This window comes from Chryseobacterium cupriresistens (assembly GCF_046614675.1).
Lineage (GTDB): Bacteria > Bacteroidota > Bacteroidia > Flavobacteriales > Weeksellaceae > Chryseobacterium > Chryseobacterium cupriresistens.
Genome location: NZ_JBKKJT010000001.1, coordinates 556,102 through 576,376 on the forward strand (window position 1 = coordinate 556,102; position 20,275 = coordinate 576,376).

General features: G+C 35.7%; 19 protein-coding genes. 17 read left to right on the forward strand and 2 right to left on the reverse strand.

Annotation, left to right across the window (positions count from 1 at the left end; genetic code table 11):
- Window positions 1-36 precede the first annotated feature (36 nt).
- From ACLI50_RS02625 to ACLI50_RS02700, 16 genes are all read left to right on the forward strand, one after another.
- Window positions 37-312: a hypothetical protein gene (locus ACLI50_RS02625; protein ID WP_110010261.1), complete on the forward strand. Its 276-nt coding sequence runs from the start codon at window positions 37-39 to the stop codon at window positions 310-312.
- Window positions 313-469: 157 nt separating this feature from the next.
- Complete coding sequence (locus ACLI50_RS02630; RefSeq protein ID WP_227944398.1) at window positions 470-1,849, forward strand: dipeptidase; 1,380 nt, start codon at window positions 470-472, stop codon at window positions 1,847-1,849.
- A 210-nt stretch (window positions 1,850-2,059) separates the two neighbouring features.
- Complete coding sequence (locus tag ACLI50_RS02635; RefSeq protein ID WP_411413091.1) at window positions 2,060-2,980, forward strand: T9SS type A sorting domain-containing protein; 921 nt, start codon at window positions 2,060-2,062, stop codon at window positions 2,978-2,980.
- Window positions 2,981-3,191: 211 nt separating this feature from the next.
- Complete coding sequence (locus ACLI50_RS02640; protein ID WP_202840691.1) at window positions 3,192-4,115, forward strand: T9SS type A sorting domain-containing protein; 924 nt, start codon at window positions 3,192-3,194, stop codon at window positions 4,113-4,115.
- A gap of 80 nt (window positions 4,116-4,195) precedes the next feature.
- Entirely contained in the window at window positions 4,196-4,903 is a 708-nt protein-coding gene (locus ACLI50_RS02645) for an SDR family oxidoreductase (RefSeq protein ID WP_202840690.1), read from the forward strand.
- A gap of 199 nt (window positions 4,904-5,102) precedes the next feature.
- The gene (locus ACLI50_RS02650; RefSeq protein WP_047429867.1) at window positions 5,103-5,849 is read left to right on the forward strand and encodes an electron transfer flavoprotein subunit beta/FixA family protein; all 747 of its coding nucleotides are present in this window, start codon (window positions 5,103-5,105) and stop codon (window positions 5,847-5,849) included.
- Window positions 5,850-5,889: 40 nt separating this feature from the next.
- A complete protein-coding gene (locus ACLI50_RS02655; RefSeq protein ID WP_411413092.1) occupies window positions 5,890-6,837 on the forward strand; it encodes an electron transfer flavoprotein subunit alpha/FixB family protein in 948 nt (315 codons plus the stop codon).
- 190 nt (window positions 6,838-7,027) lie between these two features.
- Window positions 7,028-7,627 (forward strand): bifunctional nuclease family protein, encoded by a 600-nt coding sequence (locus ACLI50_RS02660; RefSeq protein WP_062674981.1) that lies wholly within the window; start codon window positions 7,028-7,030, stop codon window positions 7,625-7,627.
- Between the two features lie 22 nt (window positions 7,628-7,649).
- Window positions 7,650-9,032, forward strand: coding sequence for a nucleoside permease (locus ACLI50_RS02665; protein WP_202840686.1), 1,383 nt, complete (start codon window positions 7,650-7,652; stop codon window positions 9,030-9,032).
- A gap of 299 nt (window positions 9,033-9,331) precedes the next feature.
- Window positions 9,332-9,736 (forward strand): hypothetical protein, encoded by a 405-nt coding sequence (locus ACLI50_RS02670; RefSeq protein WP_202840682.1) that lies wholly within the window; start codon window positions 9,332-9,334, stop codon window positions 9,734-9,736.
- A gap of 1 nt (window position 9,737) precedes the next feature.
- Complete coding sequence (locus tag ACLI50_RS02675; RefSeq protein WP_202840680.1) at window positions 9,738-10,148, forward strand: hypothetical protein; 411 nt, start codon at window positions 9,738-9,740, stop codon at window positions 10,146-10,148.
- Window positions 10,149-10,205: 57 nt separating this feature from the next.
- Entirely contained in the window at window positions 10,206-11,384 is a 1,179-nt protein-coding gene (locus ACLI50_RS02680; protein ID WP_343642685.1) for an acetyl-CoA C-acyltransferase, read from the forward strand.
- A gap of 294 nt (window positions 11,385-11,678) precedes the next feature.
- On the forward strand, window positions 11,679-13,169 hold the full coding sequence (locus ACLI50_RS02685; RefSeq protein ID WP_202840676.1) for an MFS transporter: 1,491 nt from the start codon (window positions 11,679-11,681) through the stop codon (window positions 13,167-13,169).
- Window positions 13,170-13,371: 202 nt separating this feature from the next.
- Complete coding sequence (locus tag ACLI50_RS02690) at window positions 13,372-14,298, forward strand: mevalonate kinase family protein (protein ID WP_202840675.1); 927 nt, start codon at window positions 13,372-13,374, stop codon at window positions 14,296-14,298.
- Window positions 14,299-14,308: 10 nt separating this feature from the next.
- On the forward strand, window positions 14,309-15,238 hold the full coding sequence (locus tag ACLI50_RS02695) for a UbiA family prenyltransferase (RefSeq protein ID WP_411413093.1): 930 nt from the start codon (window positions 14,309-14,311) through the stop codon (window positions 15,236-15,238).
- Window positions 15,239-15,301: 63 nt separating this feature from the next.
- The gene (locus tag ACLI50_RS02700) at window positions 15,302-16,468 is read left to right on the forward strand and encodes a proline dehydrogenase family protein (protein WP_411413094.1); all 1,167 of its coding nucleotides are present in this window, start codon (window positions 15,302-15,304) and stop codon (window positions 16,466-16,468) included.
- A 433-nt stretch (window positions 16,469-16,901) separates the two neighbouring features.
- On the opposite strand, the gene ACLI50_RS02705 is transcribed toward ACLI50_RS02700, so the two are convergent.
- On the reverse strand, window positions 16,902-17,438 hold the full coding sequence (locus ACLI50_RS02705) for a helix-turn-helix transcriptional regulator (RefSeq protein ID WP_411413095.1): 537 nt from the start codon (window positions 17,436-17,438) through the stop codon (window positions 16,902-16,904).
- A 969-nt stretch (window positions 17,439-18,407) separates the two neighbouring features.
- Between ACLI50_RS02705 and ACLI50_RS02710 the strand changes: the two genes are divergently transcribed.
- Complete coding sequence (locus tag ACLI50_RS02710; RefSeq protein WP_343642692.1) at window positions 18,408-19,517, forward strand: M14 family zinc carboxypeptidase; 1,110 nt, start codon at window positions 18,408-18,410, stop codon at window positions 19,515-19,517.
- Between the two features lie 207 nt (window positions 19,518-19,724).
- Here the strand turns inward: ACLI50_RS02710 and ACLI50_RS02715 are convergent, their stop codons facing one another.
- Entirely contained in the window at window positions 19,725-20,222 is a 498-nt protein-coding gene (locus ACLI50_RS02715; protein WP_202840669.1) for a DUF4920 domain-containing protein, read from the reverse strand.
- Between the last annotated feature and the right edge of the window lie 53 nt (window positions 20,223-20,275).

Below are 20,275 nucleotides of genomic sequence, written 5' to 3' on the forward strand. Positions count from 1 at the left end.
GTTCCATATTATCTTTTAAAAAAAATAATTTTACATATGAAAAAATTAGTTATCTGTTTAGCGATTGCAACGGTAGCGGTAAGCTGTAAAAAAGTTCCGCAAGGAGGAAACAAAGCTACTTTGAAACTTGAAGAAGGAGTAGAAAGATATTCTGACGCTCCTCAGGGAGAAGCTCACGGACATGAAGCTGCTGCAGCAGAGCATAAAGAAGAAGCTCCTGCAAAACCTGAAGAAGCTGCTGCTCCAAAAACAGACAGTACTGCTGCTGCAAAACCTGCTGAAGCTGATAAAGCTCCAAAAGCTGAACACTAATTAGAAGTACAAAATATATAAGTGCCCTGTTTCTGCAGGGCATTTTTTTATTAAAAAGAGGGCTATGGGGTTCATTAGCATGAGATTGGGAAAATCCTTTCTTTTTGTTTGTCCCTGCCAGGCATTTTTTTTAATTTTAACAAAATAAATTTTTACAATGCAAGAGACATTAAATTACATCAACGAAAACAAACAACGTTTCGTGGATGAATTATTTGAGTTATTGAGAATTCCTTCTATTTCTGCGGATCCGGCGTATAAAGATGACGTTTTGAAATGTGCAGATGTAGTAGCGGCACACCTTAAGAATGCTGGGGCTGACAATGTTGAAGTTTGCCAGACAAAAGGATATCCAATTGTTTTCGGGGAGAAAATTTTAGATAAAAGCTTACCTACAGTATTGGTATACGGACACTACGATGTTCAGCCGGCAGATCCGTTGGAATTATGGACAAAGCCACCTTTTGAGCCTTATATTGAAAAAACTGAATTACACCCTGAAGGAGCTATCTTCGCAAGAGGTTCTGCTGATGATAAAGGACAGTTCTTCATGCATCTGAAGGCTTTTGAAGCCATGATGAAAACCAATGCTCTTCCTTGCAATGTTAAATTTATCTTAGAAGGAGAAGAAGAAGTGGGTTCTGTAAGCTTGGGAGACTGGGTAAATGAGAACAAGGAGAAGTTAGCTTGTGATTGTATCTTAATTTCCGATACCCATATCTACAGCAATGAACAACCTACTGTAACAACTGGTTTAAGAGGTTTAAGCTATGTAGAAGTAGAAGTGGAAGGTCCAAACAGAGACTTGCATTCAGGTCTTTATGGTGGAGCGGTTCCAAATCCTATCCATGTTCTTTCAAGAATGATCGCTAATCTGATTGATGAAAACGGTCATATCACTATTGATGGGTTCTACGACAATGTTGAAACAGTTTCAGATGCTGAAAGAGCTGAAATGAACAAATTGAAAGACAATCCGGAAGAATTCAAGAAATCAATCGGGTTAAGCAATATCGAAGGTGAAAAAGGATATACTACTCTAGAAAGAACTTCTATCCGTCCTACTTTAGACTGTAACGGAATCTGGGGTGGTTACACAGGAGAAGGTGCTAAAACTGTAATTCCTTCAAAAGCTTTTGCTAAAATTTCAATGCGTTTGGTTCCTTACCAGACTCCTCAGGAAATCACGGAAAAGTTCACGAAATATTTTGAAAAAATCGCTCCGGATACAGTAAAAGTAAAAGTAACTCCTCACCATGGAGGAATGCCTTATGTTTTACCAACCAATACAAAAGAATTTGCTGCTGCAAAACAGGCGATGGAATCAGCATTCGGAAAAGAAGTTCTTCCTTACAGAGGTGGAGGAAGTATTCCGATTACCGCCATGTTTGAACAGGTGTTAGGGGCTAAGTCTGTATTAATGGGCTTCGGGTTGGATTCTGATGCGATCCACTCTCCAAACGAACATTATGGATTGTTCAATTTCTATAAAGGGATTGAAAGTATTCCATTGTTCTTTGAGAATTATTCAAAGTAATTGATCAATAATACGATATCATAAGGTATTTCTGGAAAGAGATACCTTATTTTTTTGCTTTATATTATCCTGTTATCAACTGCCGGCAGAGTCTTTTTAAGAATTTGAAAAATTAAATTCACTGAAAATAAAAGGGTTAATTTTTATTTGCAATAAGTTATTTCACTATTCATTGAAAGTTTATATTTTTAATACAAAACTTGATTTACTATGAAAAAATACTACTCAGTTGCAATTTTGCTATCTTCAATATGCATTTTAGCTCAGCAGACCATTTCCTTTGAGTCTAATGAAGGGTTTAACACCGGAGATATCAATGGGCAGACAGGCTGGATCAGTACTCCCACAGGAGGTATACCGCAAAATGTTACCCATCAGACCATCAGCATGGATAAAGCCAGTGATGGTAGCCGTTCCCTTAGAATCGTAAAAGAAAATACATATGGAACTCAGAATGATCCGATCATAGGAGGGTTTTATAATCTTCCGGCACCGTTGGCTTCCAACAATTTTTCTGTATCATTCGATATCAACATGTCGCAGTTCAACGGCTCTGATTTTGGTTTTCAGGGTGTAAACAGTATTGATGACCAGTCTGTGGTGAGATTGGATTTTGAAAAAACAGGATCGGTAAAGATTTTAAACACGGTTTCAGGTATACAGAATCTGATTTCCCTGCCTTCAATCTGGATACCTAACACCTGGTTTCGGTTAAAAATAGTAGGAAGTGCCACAGATGTGCGGTATTACCTTAATAATGTGCTGATCTACACTGGAACAGCCGCCAATTCTTTAAATATAGACCAGCTTCGTTTCGTCCATAATAATTCATTGGGATCAGCTTATATTGATCATATCAAAATTAATAGTGAACTGGGGGTAATGGCGGTACATGATTCTAAAGAAAACACTAAGGAAATTGCGGTTTATCCTAACCCCGCCCATGATTTTATCAATATTAATACAGTTGCCAAAGTAAAAAGTATTGACCTCTATGACGAGACAGGAAAACTCATAAAGACGGAAATAAACAACAATGAAATAGAGGTAAAAGGCTTAAGTGCAGGAATATATAATGTCAATGTTAAAACCGAAGGAGGAAATTTTACAGAAAAAGTGATCATCCGATAAATTATTTCTTACCTCTGGAAACATGGGATCTTTTTAGCGCTTTAATGTATTCATGGATGATTTTTCGGCATTAATCTTCTTTCTTGGATTTAATATCTTTACGATTTTTGATTAAAAATATTATGTTAATTCATTAATATGTGTAAAAAATTAACGTGTTTTGTTTTTTAGATTTAAAACGTATATATTTGCTTGAAACTAAAAAAATATCATGAAGAAACTTTACATTTTCGCAATTTCGTTGATTTCAATATCATCTTTTGCCCAGCAGACCATTTCTTTTGAAGCCAGTGAAGGATATACAGCAGGGAACATTAATGGACAGCAGGGTTGGGTTACGACCAATGATGGAGGAGTACCGCCGGTATATATAACAACCCAATTGGTGTCATCTGAAATAGCAAGCCAGGGATCAAATAGTTTTAAAATCACTCCGGATCCAGCGTATGGGCCGCAACAGAGCCCGGTAATGGGTGGCTTTTATACCTTTACGACACCCCTGACATATAACAGCTTTACACAGTCATTTGATGTAAGACTTACCCAAAAAAGTACATCCAGTTCAGATTTTGTTTTTAGAACAGTAAGTACAACAGGAGCTGGAGGAATTGTTACCTATATCGATTTTTCTTATGACGGAAGTATTTTACTCGCTACAGCAGGATCCGGTAATCTGGTTAATACCAACCAGACCTGGAATGCCAATACCTGGTACAGGGTAAAAATAGTTTCTACGGCTACAGGAATCCAATATTTCCTGAACGATGCTCTAATCTATACAGGACAGCCATTCAGTAATAATAATATTAACAGAATGGATTTTGTACATGACAACTATGGAGGTTCGGCCTATATCGATAATATTAAAATCAATAATGAAGCAGCGTTATCTACGAAAGATGCCGTTAAAAATGATGTGAAACTGTCCATCTATCCAAACCCTGCTACTGAGGTTATAAAAATCACAACTCCTAACAAAATTAAACATGTTGAAGTATATGATATGTCCGGAAAAAGAGTGGATGCAACACTCAATGGCGATCAGGTAAACGTTAGAAATCTATCTGCCGGAACGTATTTATTGAATGTAGAAACAGAAGGAAGAAACTTTACAGAGAAGTTCATCAAAAAATAATTACTGATAAATCTTAGTATCAGCAAAACGCTCCAATTGGAGCGTTTTTGTTATTTTAGAGAATTAAAAATTTTAATCATATGTCAGATCATAAAACAGCTTATATAACAGGCGGAACCAAAGGAATAGGTTTCGGGATTGCGAAAATTTTACTTGAAAATGGCATTTCTGTAGCATTTTCAGGAAGAAAAAGAGAAGATGTGATGAAAGCGGAAGAAGAACTTAAGCAATATTCAGAAAATGTTTTGGGAATTGTTTCTGATGTAAGAAGTCTTGAAAGCGAACAGGAAGCTGTAAAATATACCGTTGAAAAGTTCGGAAGACTGGATTATGTTATTGCTAATGCAGGATTAGGGATTTTTAAGCCCGTAGATGAACTTACCGCAGCAGAATGGAATGATATGATAGAAACCAATCTTACAGGGGTTTTCTATACTTTAAAAGCCTCTGTAGAAGAGTTGAAAAAGACAGAAGGCTACTATATTACCATTTCCAGTCTTGCAGGTGCCAATTTCTTTGAAAACGGAACTGGATACAATGCTTCCAAATTCGGAGTGGTAGGTTTCACTCAGGCTGCCATGATCGATTTAAGAAAATACAATATTAAATCTACTGTAATTATGCCTGGATCAGTAGCCACTCATTTTAATGGAAATATTCCGTCTGAAAAGGACAGTTGGAAGATTCAGCCCGAAGATATGGGGAATCTTGTACTGGATATTTTAAAGATGAACCCAAGGGTTTTGCCGAGTAAAATAGAGTTTAGGGCAACAAAACCAGCGAAGTAACTACATCTAATGTATTGAATAATAATTTAATAAGTATTATGCATGCATAATATATTTTTTATTTATATTAGCAAAAATTAATTCAAACAAAATCTCTGCATAAACTGTCATGATTTTATGCGCCAAAAGGGAAAAAATAAAATAGCACACATGAAACCTTAAGGTTACATATGACCAATAAAAAAATTAAGAACAACATATGAAAATATTAGTTTGTATTAGTAGTGTTCCGGATACTACTTCCAAAATTAACTTTACAGCAGACAAATCTGCTTTCGACAAAAACGGAATTCAGTGGGTAATTAATCCTCTAGACGAATTTGCGTTGACAAAAGCGGTTAAACTTCAGGAATCTCAGGGAGCAACAGTAACGGTAATCAACGTAGGTGATGCTGCTACAGAACCTGTAATCAGAAAAGCTTTGGCAATTGGAGCTAACGATGCTGTAAGAGTAAATCTTGACCCGAAAGACAGCTATTCTACAGCAAAAGAAATTGCAGCTGTAGCTCAAAACGGAGGATATGATCTTATCCTTTGCGGAAAAGAATCTATCGATTATAACGGAGGTTCGGTTCCTGGAATGGTAGCTCAGTTATTAAACCAGCCTTTCGTAAACGCTTCAGTAGGATTAGACGTTAACGGAAGCGAAGCTACTGCAGTAAGAGAAATTGAAGGAGGAAAAGAAACTATTTCAGTAAAATTACCGGCAGTTATTGCAGGTCAGAAAGGATTGGTAGATGAGAAAGATCTTATCATCCCGAATATGAGAGGAATTATGTCTGCAAGAACAAAACCTTTGCAGGTAGTAGAGCCTTCTTCTTCAGAAGTAAAAGTGCAGGGAGTATCTTATGACAGCGTTCCGCCAAGAGCAGCGGTGAAAATGGTTTCTCCTGACAATCTGGATGAATTGGTAAGATTACTTCACGAAGAAGCTAAAGTAATCTAATCTTTAAATTTTTCAATCTTTAAATTTTAAATGTAAAACAATGGCAGTATTCGTATACACAGAAAATATAAACGGAGTTTACAAAAAAGCAGCTTTCGAAGCAGTTTCTTATGCTAAAGCTATTGCTGATAAGGCGGGAGATACCGTTACGGCAATCTCTGTAAACCCAACTGATTCTTCAGATCTATTATACAAATATGGAGCATCAAACGTTATCAATATCAAAGACGAAGGTCTTAAAAATTTCTCAGCAAAAGCATTTGCTCAGGCTGTAAGTGAAGTAGCAGACGGAAATATCATCGTTTTCCCTCACACTACTGATGCTTCTTCTATTGCTCCTATGCTTGCGGTAATGAAGAACTATTCTTTAATTACCAATGCATTGGAAACTCCAGAAAGCCTTTCTCCTTTCCAGGTAAAAAGAAGAGCATTCTCAGGAAAAGGTTTCATGCATGCAAAAGCAGAAGGAAACGGAGTAATCGTTACTGTTTCTCAAAACGCTTTCGGTGTTAAAGAAAATGCAGTATCAGGTTCAGAAGAAGTGAAAAACTTATCTGTTGCCAATGAAGATACTAAAGTGATTTCTCACGAGCAGAGTTCTGGTAAATTAGACCTTAAAGAAGCTGAAATTGTTGTTTCTGCAGGTAGAGGTATGAAAGGACCTGAAAACTGGGGAATGATTGAAGATCTGGCAAACGTTTTAGGAGCAGCTACAGCATGTTCCAAGCCGGTTTCTGATATCGGATGGAGACCTCACACAGAACACGTAGGACAAACAGGTAAAGCAATTTCTCCGAATCTTTACGTTGCAGTAGGAATTTCAGGAGCGATTCAGCACCTTGCGGGAGTTAACTCTTCAAAAACTATCGTGGTAATCAACAGTGATCCTGAAGCACCATTCTTCAAGTCTGCTGACTACGGAGTAGTAGGAGATGCTTTCCAGATTATTCCTGCATTAACAGAGAAAATTAAAGCAATAAAAGGATAAGAAAGTAAATTGTGAATAGTCAATTCGCTTTGCTCGTCAATTTTTTAATGAAATAATTCACTTGCGAAGCAAAATTCACTATTGACGTTTGACAATCATCAACTATATAGATAAAAGCTCGGCTTTCCGGGCTTTTATTTTTGCGTAAAAAAGTGAAAACACAATAAAAAATTAATCTATATTTGTAGCTATGGATTATAAGCAGCTAATTATTCGCGGAATATCGTACAGCCAGACCCAGTCGGGGGCTTATGCATTGTTATTGGAACATGAAGAAACACACATAAAATTACCTGTTGTTATAGGAAATTTCGAAGCCCAGTCTATCTCTCTCGGATTGGAAAAAGATATTCATCCACCGCGTCCTCTTACTCATGATTTATTTACAAAATTTATAGTTTCTGCCAATTATGAGTTAATTTCTGTCATCATCTATCAGATTGTAGACGGAGTTTTCTTTTCAAATATTAACTTTAAAAATAAAGTAACAGAAGAAGAACTGATCCTAGATGCCAGAACTTCAGATGCTGTTGCCATGGCCGTAAGATTTGATGCGCCAATATTTACAACGCAGCAGGTTTTAAACGAAGCAGGAATTTTACTGGAACTGGAAGACGTTTCAAAAGAAGAACAATCATTCTCAGAAACTGTACAGACAGAAGATAACTTAAAATCTCTTTCTATGGAAGAGCTTCAGAAATTATTAGATGAAGCCGTTAAAGAAGAAGACTATGATACCGCTCTTGAAATCCAGGAAGAAATCAAGAGGAGGAAAAAGAAAATTGATTAAAGAGATACTTTTTATATAAACTATGAATTTAAAATTACGACTGACCATCCTCAGTTTTCTCCAATTTTTTGTTTGGGGAGCGTGGCTGATTACGATGGCAAACTTCTGGTTTGGCACAAAACATTGGGATGGAACTCAGTTTGGAGCTGTGTTCGGAACAATGGGAATTGCTTCTATCTTTATGCCAACCATTACTGGAATTATCGCTGACCGTTGGGTAAATGCGGAGCGTATATTTTCAGTATTACACATTCTTTATGGGGTTATTCTTTTTATACTGCCTCATTCTGCAGATCCGAATTCCTTCTTTTCGGTAATGCTTGTAGCCATGTGTTTCTACATGCCTACCATCGCATTGGCCAATTCAATTTCTTATACAATCCTGAAAAATAACAATCTGGATGTAGTGAAAGACTTTCCACCGATTCGTGTATGGGGAACTATTGGTTTTATTGTTGCCATGTGGATCACCAACCTTAGTGGAAATAAAGCAACAGAAGGTCAGTTTTATATCGGAGGTGTTGTAGCAATTTTCTTAGGAATTTATGCCCTTACACTTCCAAAATGCCCACCACAAAAGCTGATTGATAAAAACTCTCCATTATCTGAACAGTTAGGCTTAAATGCTTTCAAGCTTTTCGGAAACTATAAAATGGCATTATTCTTTATGTTTTCAATGCTTTTGGGTGCTGCGCTTCAGCTTACCAATGCCTATGGTGATGTATTCTTAAGTGAATTTGCTAATTTCCCTAAATATGCAGACTCATTCGTGGTACAGAGATCTACCATCATTATGTCAATTTCCCAAGTTTCAGAAACCCTGTTTATTTTGGCAATTCCTTTCTTCCTGAAGAAATTCGGAATTAAAAAAGTAATGCTGATGTCTATGCTGGCCTGGGTGTTAAGATTCGGTTTCTTTGCTTATGGGGTACCGGACGGATTTGGACTTTCATTGATCATTCTTTCATGTATTGTGTACGGAATGGCCTTTGATTTCTTCAATATCTCAGGATCACTCTTTGTGGAAACAACTACCGATAAAAAGATACGTTCTTCAGCTCAGGGATTATTTATGATGATGACGAACGGTTTTGGAGCTGTTTTTGGAAGTTATGCTGCAGGATGGGCTATTGATAAGTTCTTTACCCATAAGTTTTCTACGGCTTCAGATCTTTCTGCTTATCTGCAAACGACACCTGATAATCCTACATTCCTGGATATTTTAAAGAAGAGTTTCAACGCAGCTGTGAATTCAGATGGAACTCTTTCCTCTGTGGTGATGGTAAAAGACTGGCAGCAGATATGGCTTTCTTTCGCAATCTATGCATTAATACTGGCTGTTTTCTTTGCGGTATTGTTCAAGCATAAACATAACCCGGAAGATGTTTCATCAGTTAAACATTAATTAGACCTTATATATATTAAGATATTAAATTGCATTTTTGAAAAAAGATGCAATTTTTTTTTATTCAAATATCCTTTTATCAAATAATGCTTTGCCGGAGAAAAATATGGACTTCAGATTGATATAGAAACAGTAAATGTTAATTTTTAATTTGATAATAAATCTCATTTTTCTTTATATAATAATTAGAAATATCGATTTTTTTTTATGGCTAACAAGTGTTCGGGTGCGGAATTTCTATTTTTAAAACACCCTATTTAAAAGTGTGTTTTTTTTTGTATTTTGGCACTTTAGTAAATATGAAAAATATTCAGTTATTAGGATTACTGTTAGTAATTGTAGGTAGTTTTCTACCCTTGGTACATGTACCTGTAATAGGGAACTGGAACTATTGGAAGCTTGATCATTATCTGGCTATCGCATGCTGGATTTTCTCCGCATGTGCAGTTTTTGGGATTGTAAACAATAGTGCAAAAATTGTAAGGTTCTTTGGTATTCTCCTTATTCTTCTATTCGGATTTACCTTAGTTGCTGTGAAAATGCAGTCGCTGCAATACTTTAGCTTTTTACCATTCAAATCCTGGCAGGAAACTTTTGCAGGAATCGTTACATTGAAATGGGGTTGGGCTGTAGAGTTTTCAGGTGCTTTTCTGATGGTTTTTGCACGAGGAAATAAAAAAGTAAATAACAGAACACAAATATAATATGAACTTTTTAAAAAATTTTTCAGCAGGAATTTTGTTGATGACAGCTGCACAGGTGTATGCTCAGGCAACAGAACAGAAAAAACCGGATAATCCGCCTAAATGTACTAACATAAAAGAAGGAAAATTTCTAAGACCCAATTATCCGGAAGCAATATGGCATATGACCATTAAAGATAATGTTCAAACCGAATATTTCAATAATGGAAAAGATTATATCAAATCGACATTGGTTTTTGTGGATGACTGCAATTATAAAGCAATCGTGATAGAGAAATCTGATAAAAATGATCCTGCACAGATAGGAGATGTCTTCAATAATAAAATAGTCGCCACTCAGGATAATCTTCTGAAAGTGAATACCAAAATTGAAGGGACTCAATTTGACCTGGTATACATAAAAGTGAAATAAATTCTAACTATAAAAACGGGATTTTTATTCCGTTTCAGCTAAATAAAAATTATATACATGAAAGAAGTATTCATTGTTTCCGCAGTAAGAACGCCTATGGGGAGTTTTATGGGAAGCTTATCAACAGTTCCGGCTACAAAACTGGGAGCAACTGCTGTAAAAGGAGCATTAGATAAAATCGGTTTAGATCCTAATCAAGTTCAGGAAATCTATATGGGAAATGTTCTTCAGGCAGGGGAAGGCCAGGCGCCGGCTCGTCAGGTTGCTTTAGGAGCAGGTCTTTCAATCAATACACCTTCTACTACAGTCAATAAAGTTTGTGCTTCAGGAATGAAGGCTGTAACAATGGCAGCTCAGGCTATTAAAGCTGGTGATGCAGAAGTAATTGTTGCAGGAGGTATGGAAAACATGTCTTTAGTTCCTCATTATTACAATGCAAGAGTTGCTACAAAATTAGGCGATATCAAAATGCTTGACGGAATGGTACTTGACGGACTTACAGACGTGTACAACAAAGTACATATGGGAGTATGTGCAGAAAAATGTGCTACAGACTATAATATCACAAGAGAAGATCAGGATAACTTCGCTGTAGAATCTTATAAAAGATCTGCAAAAGCCTGGAGCGAAGGTAAATTCAGCGAAGAAATTGTACCGGTTTCTATTCCTCAGAGAAAAGGCGAACCAGTTATCTTTGCTGAAGATGAAGAATACAAAGCAGTAAACTTTGACAGAATTTCAACACTTCCTACCGTATTCAAAAAAGAAGAAGGAACAGTAACAGCAGCAAACGCATCTACTCTGAACGATGGAGCTTCTGCGTTGATCCTTGTTTCTAAAGAAAAAATGGAAGAACTTGGATTGAAGCCTCTGGCAAAAATCGTTTCTTATGCTGATGCAGCACAGGAGCCTGAAAACTTTACAACAGCTCCGGCAAAAGCGTTACCTATCGCGCTTAAAAAAGCAGGATTAGAAGTTTCCGATATCGATTTCTTCGAATTCAACGAAGCTTTCTCAGTTGTAGGACTGGCAAACAACAAAATCTTAGGGCTGGATGCTGCTAAAGTAAACGTAAACGGAGGGGCTGTAGCATTAGGACATCCACTGGGAAGTTCAGGTTCAAGAATCATCGTTACATTAATCAACGTATTGAAGCAAAATAATGCGAAATACGGAGCTGCTGCTATCTGTAATGGTGGTGGCGGTGCTTCTGCAATTGTGATTGAAAACGTATAATTGATAAGTATATAACCGCATTTTGTGGTTTAAAATATAAAAATCGGGGTCTTTAAACCCCGATTTTTTAGTTACAGGGCTGAACTTTATAATTCCAGCCAGATAATTTATCTACATAAATATAGGAGGTTGTATACCTTCAACAGATGCGGTCTAACCTTTGATGGTATCAAATGTGATTAAAACTTTGCTGAGTTATTTCAATACTTTACAATTATTATTTTCAAAATAATATTAAAAACCGTAGAATATTCCGTAGTTTTTCTATTTTTGTGCTACTAATATATATTTGAAATGTCTGAAACTGAGAATCGACAGCCTAAAAACATAAAGAATAATCCGAAAATTATGAAAGCCTGGGCTGTATATGACTGGGCAAATTCTGTTTATTCCCTGGTGATTACCTCTACCATTTTTCCCATTTATTACTCTATCCTTACTACTGCTTACGAGAAAAAAGAATACGTGGCAGAAACAAAAACATGGATTGATGTTCCGGTAAGACATATGATCAAAATTTTTGGAGAAGAATATCAGCCAGATGCGGTGTATGGATATTCCCTTACCATATCATTCTTTATCGTAGTATTGCTGTCTCCATTTTTATCTTCATTAGCGGATACGATTGGAAATAAAAAGTCTTTCCTGCAGTTTTTCTGCTATCTTGGTGCAACATCTTGTATGGGATTGGCCATGTTTACGGGAATGCATAATGTATTTCTGGGACTTTTATTCAGCATTACAGCCAGTGTCGGTTTCTGGGGAAGTTTAGTTTTTTATAACTCTTTCCTCCCGGATATTGCAACACCGGACAGACAGGATGCGCTTTCTGCAAGAGGGTATGTTTACGGATACATCGGTTCCGTAGTTTTGGTGGTGATCTGTTTGGTACTGATTCAGGTTTTTGCTAAAGGAGCCGCGCAGCAGCTGCTGTTTACAAGAATCAGTTTCCTTCTGACAGGAGCATGGTGGTTCGGTTTTTCTCAATATACATTCAAGCACCTTCCTCAGTTTGGGGATGTGAAAGATAAACTGCCTAAAGATTTAGTACTGCTGAACTATAAGAATATCTTCAAAAAACATGAAGAACAGGGAGGCTTCTTTGAAGTATTTAAAGATAACCTGAGCTTCTATAAAGATATTGCAAAAGAAAGTTTCCACGAGCTGTTTAAGGTAGGAGGAGAGCTTTTCAAAGATAGAAACCTGAAATTCTTCCTGTCGAGCTTCTTCTTTTACAGTGTAGGAATGCAGACGATTTTCCTTATGGCTACATTATTTGGGAAAAGTGAAATTAACCTTGCTCAGGATAAGCTGATCGGAACTCTTTTGGTGATTCAGATTGAAGCAATCATTGGAGCGGTTATTTTCTCACGGTTATCAAAGAGAATTGGTAACAAAAATGTTATTTCAATTGCGATCATCCTATGGATTGTAGCTTGTCTTTGGGCTTATTTCCTGAACAAAGAAAACCCAACAGTAGAATACCAGTTTTATGGAGTTGCTGCAGTAGTAGGGTTAGTAATGGGAGGGCTTCAGGCAATGTCCAGATCCACCTATTCAAAACTTCTGCCTGAGAACTCAATGGAGAATACAACCTATTTCAGCTTCTATGATGTGTTGGAAAAAATTGCTATTATCATCGGAACATTTATCTTTGCAACATTGATCGAACATTTCAATAATATGCGTATTGCAGCATTGTCCATGACTATATTCTTCGCCGCAGGATTGGTTTTAATCAGATTCCTGAAGGTTAAAATGAGAAAAGACAGAGAAACATTATAAAATTGAAAGACGTTATTTTTAACGTCTTTTTTTGTCAAGGTAATTCATTGAATTTTATCTATGAAATTATAGTTATTTATCATATTTTTTTCGTATTTTTAATAGAAGAACTAAAGAAAGTAAAATAGAAGACAATTCGGCCTGAGTTTTGCTTATATTCAGCGGAATAATTTTTAACTTTGCAAAAAGATTTATTGTCAATATGACCAATCCTTTATTTTATGCAAAAATAATCCTGTTTGGAGAATACGGAATGATTGAAGATTCCCAGGGGCTTGTTGTACCTTACAGCTTCTATAAAGGGACTTTGAAATTCTCAGATTTGAGTTCTGATTTCGAACTTAATTCCAACAGACATTTGCAGAAATATTCTGAATTTCTTACAGCACTTGATCTTTCCGACGACTTTAAGCTGGATATCGAGAGCTTCAAAAATGATATTTCAAACGGACTTTTCTTTGATTCCAATATTCCTCAGGGGTATGGAGTGGGAAGTTCCGGTGCTTTAGTGGCTGCTATTTTTGAAAAATATTCAGTCAGCAAACTGAATCCTGAAAACATTTCAAAAGATAATCTTAAAAAATTAAAAGCTGTTTTTGGTGAAATGGAAAGCTATTTCCATGGAAAAAGTTCAGGAATGGATCCACTGATCTGTTATATGAATCTGCCAATCCTTATCGAAAATAAAGAGAATTTAGACAGGGTAAATATTCCCGAAGGTGAAGAAGGAAAAGGAGCTATTTTCCTGATAGATTCCGGAATGACAGGTGAAACAGGACCTATGATTCAGATTTTCTTCGAAAAAATGAAAACAGAAGGTTTCCGCAAAACCCTGAAAGAAGAGTTCATCCGTTATAACAATGCATGTATCGAATCTTTCCTTAAAAAAGACATGAATCCATTCTTCAGAAACCTTAAAAAGCTTTCTCACTGGGCTTATGAACATTTCCGTCCTATGATCCCTGAAAGTATTTTTAACATCTGGAAAAAAGGTCTGGATTCTAACGCTTATTATCTGAAACTGTGCGGTAGCGGTGGAGGCGGCTATATCTTAGGATTTACCAAAGACTATGCAAAAGCAGAAAGAATGCTTGACGGCTTCCAAAAAGAAGTGATTTACAGATTTTAAACAGATTGGAATGAATTCTGAAAAAGAACCTTTCCAATCTAAAAACTATTTATCAAAATCTCTATTTTACAGATTTTCACAATTCGTGGGCTTTCTTCTCGGAGCACGGTTTTTTGTAGCTGCTCTGTTGACGTTTGCACTTTATGTATCTACTTTTTTCCTGTTCAATCAGGATGAATCTTTCAGAAAATTTGTCTTCGATTTCAAAGTACACGGGATTATTTTTTGTACTGTCCTTACGATTCTGGCAGGTGGTATCATCAACCAATTTTACGATCTGGAGAAAGATCATGTAGTAAAACCCTTCAGAACAAGGGTTCAGAGTTTCATCAAACAAAAATATTTTCTCTATGCCTACCTGGCACTAAGTGCAATTTCTCTAGGGGTAGCCTGGATAATTTCTCATAATGTATTTGTTTTTTTTCTGGTCTATCAGTTCTTTATGTGGTTTTACAGCCATAAACTGAGCAGAATACTGATCCTGAACAACCTTACTTTTGTCAGTCTGACGCTGTATCCGTTCTTTGGAATGATGGTGTATTACGAAACTTTTTCCAAAAAGGTTTTTCTGATGGCTGTTTTTCTATTCCTTATCCTGCTATGTATTGATATTGTGAAAGATACGCTTACCAGAAGTGTGGATAAAGCTTTCGGATATACTACCATTCCCAATTATTTTAAAAGCAGAAATACAAAAATTATTCTGACTTCTTTACTGATCGTTACCATGGCAGTTTCAATGAATATTATTACGAAAACCAGTACTACCGGATTCATGGCTTATTATTTTGCCGGCGGGCTTTTTGTCATGATTGTATGCATATATCTTCTTTTAAATGCTTCCAGAAGAAGTAACTTTCTTACATTGAATGTATTACGATTCTGGGTTTTTGTAGGAATCATCGCCATGCTTTTAAACGGAATAGAGCATAAATTGTAAAAAAATTCTTTAAATAAACTGAGGTTATTATTACCTTTGCATAACTAAATTTAATAAATAGGAATGCCCATTTTTAATGATACTAAAATTGCATTTGCAGACAAGTCTGATGCACAATTGAGAAAGGCTTACTGGATGTTTAAAATGATTGAACAGCCCACCCTTACAAGCCTTGGAACATCTGTTCTGAATTTCACAGTACACAACAATTTCCCTTTCGTTACCGGAATTGTAAAAAATACCTTATTTGAGCAGTTCTGCGGTGGTGAAACCCGTGAAGAAAGCATGAAAGTTGTAAAACAGCTGTTTAAAAGGGGAGTTGGGAGTATTTTTGATTATTCCATTGAAGGGAAAGAAGATGAAGAAACTTTTGATGCGGTTTGCAAAGAAATCAAGGACATTGTAAGATTCTCAGTAGGAAATCCGGCGATTCCTTTTATTGTATTTAAACCTACCGCATTCGGAAGAATTGATCTTTATGAAGCTGTTGGAAAAGGAGCTGAGCTTACTACCAGCCAGAAAGAAGAATGGGAAAGAGTGGTAAAAAGATTTGATGAAGTATGCAGTCTTTGCCATGAACATGATAAAAAAGTAATGGTAGATGCTGAAGAAACCTGGATGCAGGACGCAGCAGACCATCTTTGTGAAGAAATGATGGAGAAATATAACCAGCAGAAACCTATAGTTTGGAATACCATCCAGATGTACAGAACCGGAAGACTGGAGTATATGGAGGCACATCTTCAGAGAGCAAGAGAGAAAAATTACTTCATCGGTTATAAAATCGTTCGTGGTGCTTACATGGAAAAAGAAAGAGCCAGAGCAGCAGAAAAAGGATACGCAGATCCTATTCAGCCGACAAAAGAGGCTTCAGATAAAAATTATAATGCAGGAATTGACTTTGTAATGGATCATCTGGATAAAGTGTCAGCATTCTTTGGAACCCATAATGAAATCTCTTCTGAGCTGATTATGGATAAAATGAAAGCAAAATCTCTGGAAAACAGCAATCCGCACATTTATTTCGGACAGCTTTACGGGATGAGCGATAATATCACTTTCTATCTGTCAGATAAAGGCTATAATGTGGCTAAATATCTTCCATACGGACCTGTAAAGGATGTTGTCCCTTATTTAACTAGAAGAGCCCAGGAAAACACCTCTGTGGCCGGACAAACCGGAAGAGAGCTTGGACTGATCAAAAAAGAATTGGAAAGAAGAAAGAAATAATAGTATTGTCCACAATATATATAGGGCCTGCAGTTTTGCAGGTCTTTTTTATTGGAATTAAAAGACGGAATGGAACAGTGAATTAATGATAATGAATATAATAGTAAGATGCGTTGGTTATAGTGTAAAATAATTCGATTTTTATTGTTGATTTTATTTTAAATAGTTATATTTGATAAAACTATAAAAAAACATAAAACACTATCTTCATTTACTAGTACACACTTCTGTCCTATGACAGTAACCATCCATACACTAATCACTCTTATTAAAACTAAATTATAAAAATATAGTAGGGGATCAGACGATCATAAAAGGTAAAAACTCTGTCACTGGTATCCGTGAAAATTTTTTTAAAATAAAATAAAGCAATAGCTTTAGTTTTCTTCTTCAAATATTTTTTTAACCTGATCATTTTCCTTGATCAGGTTTTTTAAGGCTCAAAACTTTCAAATTTTCCGTTTTCGTAGAACAGAACAATTCGTTTTATCTTACTTTGTTGATTACCAAATAGTTGTCCTAAAATATGATCACCCGAATTTTCTAATCGCTGAGAATCCGATATTTTTTCCGGAGCTTTATCATGGGCTGGTATAAACGATTCTCCAGGACTTGATATTGAAGGTTCCGCTTCCGTTTCATCACTTCCGAATTCATCATCGTCATTCATCATGGTAAAAAGATCGGGTAGTGGAGTTGTTTTTATTTTCTCCTCTTCCGTATATTCTTCTTTAATTTCTGATTCGGGCAGCTGGGATTTTAGCATTTCACCTTCACCCGTAACCAGCCAGTCCCATAGAAGTTCCGGGAAACGGGATTTTATTTTTATGATAAACTCAAGAGAAGGTTTGTTTCTTCCTGACGTGATATGTGAAATGGACGAACGCTGCACATCAATTTCATCAGCAAACTCGGAAGGAGTAAGACGAGAATACTCTATAATTTTGGAAATTCTTTCATTTAAACTCATAAAAATAAGCCTTTAATTATTTTACAAATGTAACATATATAATTTACAAATGCAAAATACAAATGTAAATAATTTGAAATTACTTTTGTATACATTTGTAACAAAGTTTTAATTGTTTTAAAATCAAATCATTATATGTAAATTACAATTGTATTTACTTATCAGATGAATCTACCATTACAGCTGTAGACAGATAGTTTCGATCTGGTAAAAGACTACTGTTCTTTAAAAAAACTGGTTTAAAAATGTAAATTAAACCGATCGATGGAGCTATTTTATCCATTAAATATCTTTAAAAACAGAATATACATTATTAAACTACTTAAATCGTTTCCGGAAATAAGATTATCGATAAATACCTTATAAAACACATATAAAAGCAATTTTAATAGAGTTACAGTAGTAAATTACTGATGTAAATATACTATTTTAGGCTCATATTTGGCCAAATTGAGGGGAAAATACTGTTCCTGTTAAGCAACTCATTTTATCAAAGATTAAAACTCCTGATAAAAGTATTATTTGAATAATTTTCAGACATCCATTTGATTTTTCTGTTGTTTTACATATGTATACACTACTAAGCAACTTGGTTTTCCACAATTTTTATGTTTAGCAAAATAACCCTCAAATAGCAAAAACACTCTATTTTTACACTTAAAGTACGGTTATAAATACAGTTGAATTAAACTTTATAAAGTACTGACTTTTAATATTTTAAATATGTCATATTAAATTATTCGCAATCCACAATTTTATCCACAGACAAATTGTCCTCCAGTGCTGTTTAATAATATTACAATTGTCAATTTATTTTTATAACTCTCAATTTGACTAATTTAAATCTTGTAAACAATTTTCAGAACAGATGTCAAATGTAAATTCGTGAATTTTGCTAACATTTACAAATGTTAATTTAAGTTTTTGGCTAAAAATGGCTAAATTTGATTCTTGTAAACTATTCCTACAATGAATTTTGAACAGATCTATTCTCAAAACCCCGATTTCTCAAATCGCTATATTTCCCCTGAAAAATTATTTTCTTATCTACAGGCCAATCTCAGCGATTATATTCACGAGATCGGAACATCCTATTTAGATAAACCGATTTATCAGTTAAGTATCGGAACCGGAAACATTCAGGTATTGGCCTGGTCACAAATGCACGGAAATGAATCTAATGCCACTCATGCTATGCTTGACCTTTTGGTAAGCCTTGATAAAGCTCCGGAAATGAAGGAGGACTTATTCAGTAAAATAACACTTGATTTTATATTCATGCTGAATCCGGACGGATCCGAAAGATGGACCAGACTGAATGCTGCCGATATTGACCTGAACAGAGATTTTCATAACGAAGCAAGTAAGGAGATTAAATTCCTGAAAAAAGCAGCAGCTTCCAAAAAATATGATTATGCTTTAAATCTTCATGAGCAGAGAACCATTTTTACCACTGATGGTATTCATCCTGCTACGCTTTCCTTTTTGGCTCCTTCGGAAAACGTAGAACGGACGGTTACCGAAAACAGAAAGAAATGTATGGCAGTCATTGGAAGTATATACAACCACTTAAAAGAAATGATCCCCAACCAGATCGGAAGATATTCTGATGAATTTTATCCGACTTCTACCGGAGATAACTTTATCAAAGCAGGGATGCCAACCATCTTATTTGAAGGCGGGCACTTTGTAGAAGATTATACCCGGACAGGAACAAGAAAATACTATACAATTGCTCTTTATTATGCTTTGAAAGCAATCAGTGAACTTAACTCTGATACTACAGGCTGGGAAACTTACCTTGAAATCCCTGAGAACCAGGAAACTCATTATGACTTGATTTACAGAAATGTAAAGCTGAATACAGAGCATGAATGTATTCTTGATATTGCAGTTCAGTACAGGGAAATCAAAGAAGATGGGAAAAGTGACATCTCATTTATTCCTTTCGTAATGGAAGCCGGAGATGTGAAACAAAAAAAGGGCTGGCTGGAAATAGACTGTACCGGAAAGAAATTTATTTCTGCAACTAAATATCCCAAACTGGACGCAGTTGTGGATTTTAAAATAGAAGATTAAAAGACTTTAAATATCTCCCATATAAAAAGTTTCGGCAGCCTGAAGGGCTGCCGAAACTTTTTATATAACTAATTTCCAAAATTCAAATGGGCTATCCACTCAATTATAATGTTATTCAATAGGAATGGGCTTTAGCCCATTTACTTTAATGAATATTCATCCGGCTTTAGCCAAAACTTAATTTTAGAATGTCGATTCCTCTAAAGATTAGTTAACCACTTTAATTCCATTCGCTACAAATCTGATTTCTTCTTTGGGCTGAGTGATAGCATCAATTTCAGACTGAGGCTTTTTAGCATCTTCCGCGTAATGTTTCTGTTCATTTACAGAAGTTACTTTTCTTTCTGCGTTCCCCTCCAATACAACATTTTTCCCTTTTAATGCGGTAGGTACAAAGAAAGCGTAATCTTTCATTTTTACAAAAAACTTAGAATTATCTTCTGTCTGGATCGTTAGCCAGCAGCCTTTTTTGTCACATACGTCTGTTACTTTTCCCTTAACGGAAACATTCTCAACTTTTTTGTTATCTTTTTTAAGCTGTTTATTCAATTTATCTGCGGTGATCGCTTTGGATTCAGCGGATGAAGTTACCTGATCTCCGTAAGTATCACCTACCAACGCTTTTCCTTCCGGTGGTCCGGATTGAGCAAAAGCTAATGAAGAAGCTGTTAAAGCTGCACCCAATAATATTGCTTTAAATTTCATGTTTAATATTTTTCTCAAAAATACTAATTAAAATTGAATCATAAAGGAATAAA

Coding starts and splice junctions, on each gene's coding strand:
- ACLI50_RS02625 (WP_110010261.1), top strand. CDS start 37: ATGAAAAAATTAGTTATCTGTTTAGCGATTGCAACGGTAGCGGTAAGC.
- ACLI50_RS02630 (WP_227944398.1), top strand. CDS start 470: ATGCAAGAGACATTAAATTACATCAACGAAAACAAACAACGTTTCGTG.
- ACLI50_RS02635 (WP_411413091.1), top strand. CDS start 2,060: ATGAAAAAATACTACTCAGTTGCAATTTTGCTATCTTCAATATGCATT.
- ACLI50_RS02640 (WP_202840691.1), top strand. CDS start 3,192: ATGAAGAAACTTTACATTTTCGCAATTTCGTTGATTTCAATATCATCT.
- ACLI50_RS02645 (WP_202840690.1), top strand. CDS start 4,196: ATGTCAGATCATAAAACAGCTTATATAACAGGCGGAACCAAAGGAATA.
- ACLI50_RS02650 (WP_047429867.1), top strand. CDS start 5,103: ATGAAAATATTAGTTTGTATTAGTAGTGTTCCGGATACTACTTCCAAA.
- ACLI50_RS02655 (WP_411413092.1), top strand. CDS start 5,890: ATGGCAGTATTCGTATACACAGAAAATATAAACGGAGTTTACAAAAAA.
- ACLI50_RS02660 (WP_062674981.1), top strand. CDS start 7,028: ATGGATTATAAGCAGCTAATTATTCGCGGAATATCGTACAGCCAGACC.
- ACLI50_RS02665 (WP_202840686.1), top strand. CDS start 7,650: ATGAATTTAAAATTACGACTGACCATCCTCAGTTTTCTCCAATTTTTT.
- ACLI50_RS02670 (WP_202840682.1), top strand. CDS start 9,332: ATGAAAAATATTCAGTTATTAGGATTACTGTTAGTAATTGTAGGTAGT.
- ACLI50_RS02675 (WP_202840680.1), top strand. CDS start 9,738: ATGAACTTTTTAAAAAATTTTTCAGCAGGAATTTTGTTGATGACAGCT.
- ACLI50_RS02680 (WP_343642685.1), top strand. CDS start 10,206: ATGAAAGAAGTATTCATTGTTTCCGCAGTAAGAACGCCTATGGGGAGT.
- ACLI50_RS02685 (WP_202840676.1), top strand. CDS start 11,679: ATGTCTGAAACTGAGAATCGACAGCCTAAAAACATAAAGAATAATCCG.
- ACLI50_RS02690 (WP_202840675.1), top strand. CDS start 13,372: ATGACCAATCCTTTATTTTATGCAAAAATAATCCTGTTTGGAGAATAC.
- ACLI50_RS02695 (WP_411413093.1), top strand. CDS start 14,309: ATGAATTCTGAAAAAGAACCTTTCCAATCTAAAAACTATTTATCAAAA.
- ACLI50_RS02700 (WP_411413094.1), top strand. CDS start 15,302: ATGCCCATTTTTAATGATACTAAAATTGCATTTGCAGACAAGTCTGAT.
- ACLI50_RS02705 (WP_411413095.1), bottom strand. CDS start 17,438: ATGAGTTTAAATGAAAGAATTTCCAAAATTATAGAGTATTCTCGTCTT.
- ACLI50_RS02710 (WP_343642692.1), top strand. CDS start 18,408: ATGAATTTTGAACAGATCTATTCTCAAAACCCCGATTTCTCAAATCGC.
- ACLI50_RS02715 (WP_202840669.1), bottom strand. CDS start 20,222: ATGAAATTTAAAGCAATATTATTGGGTGCAGCTTTAACAGCTTCTTCA.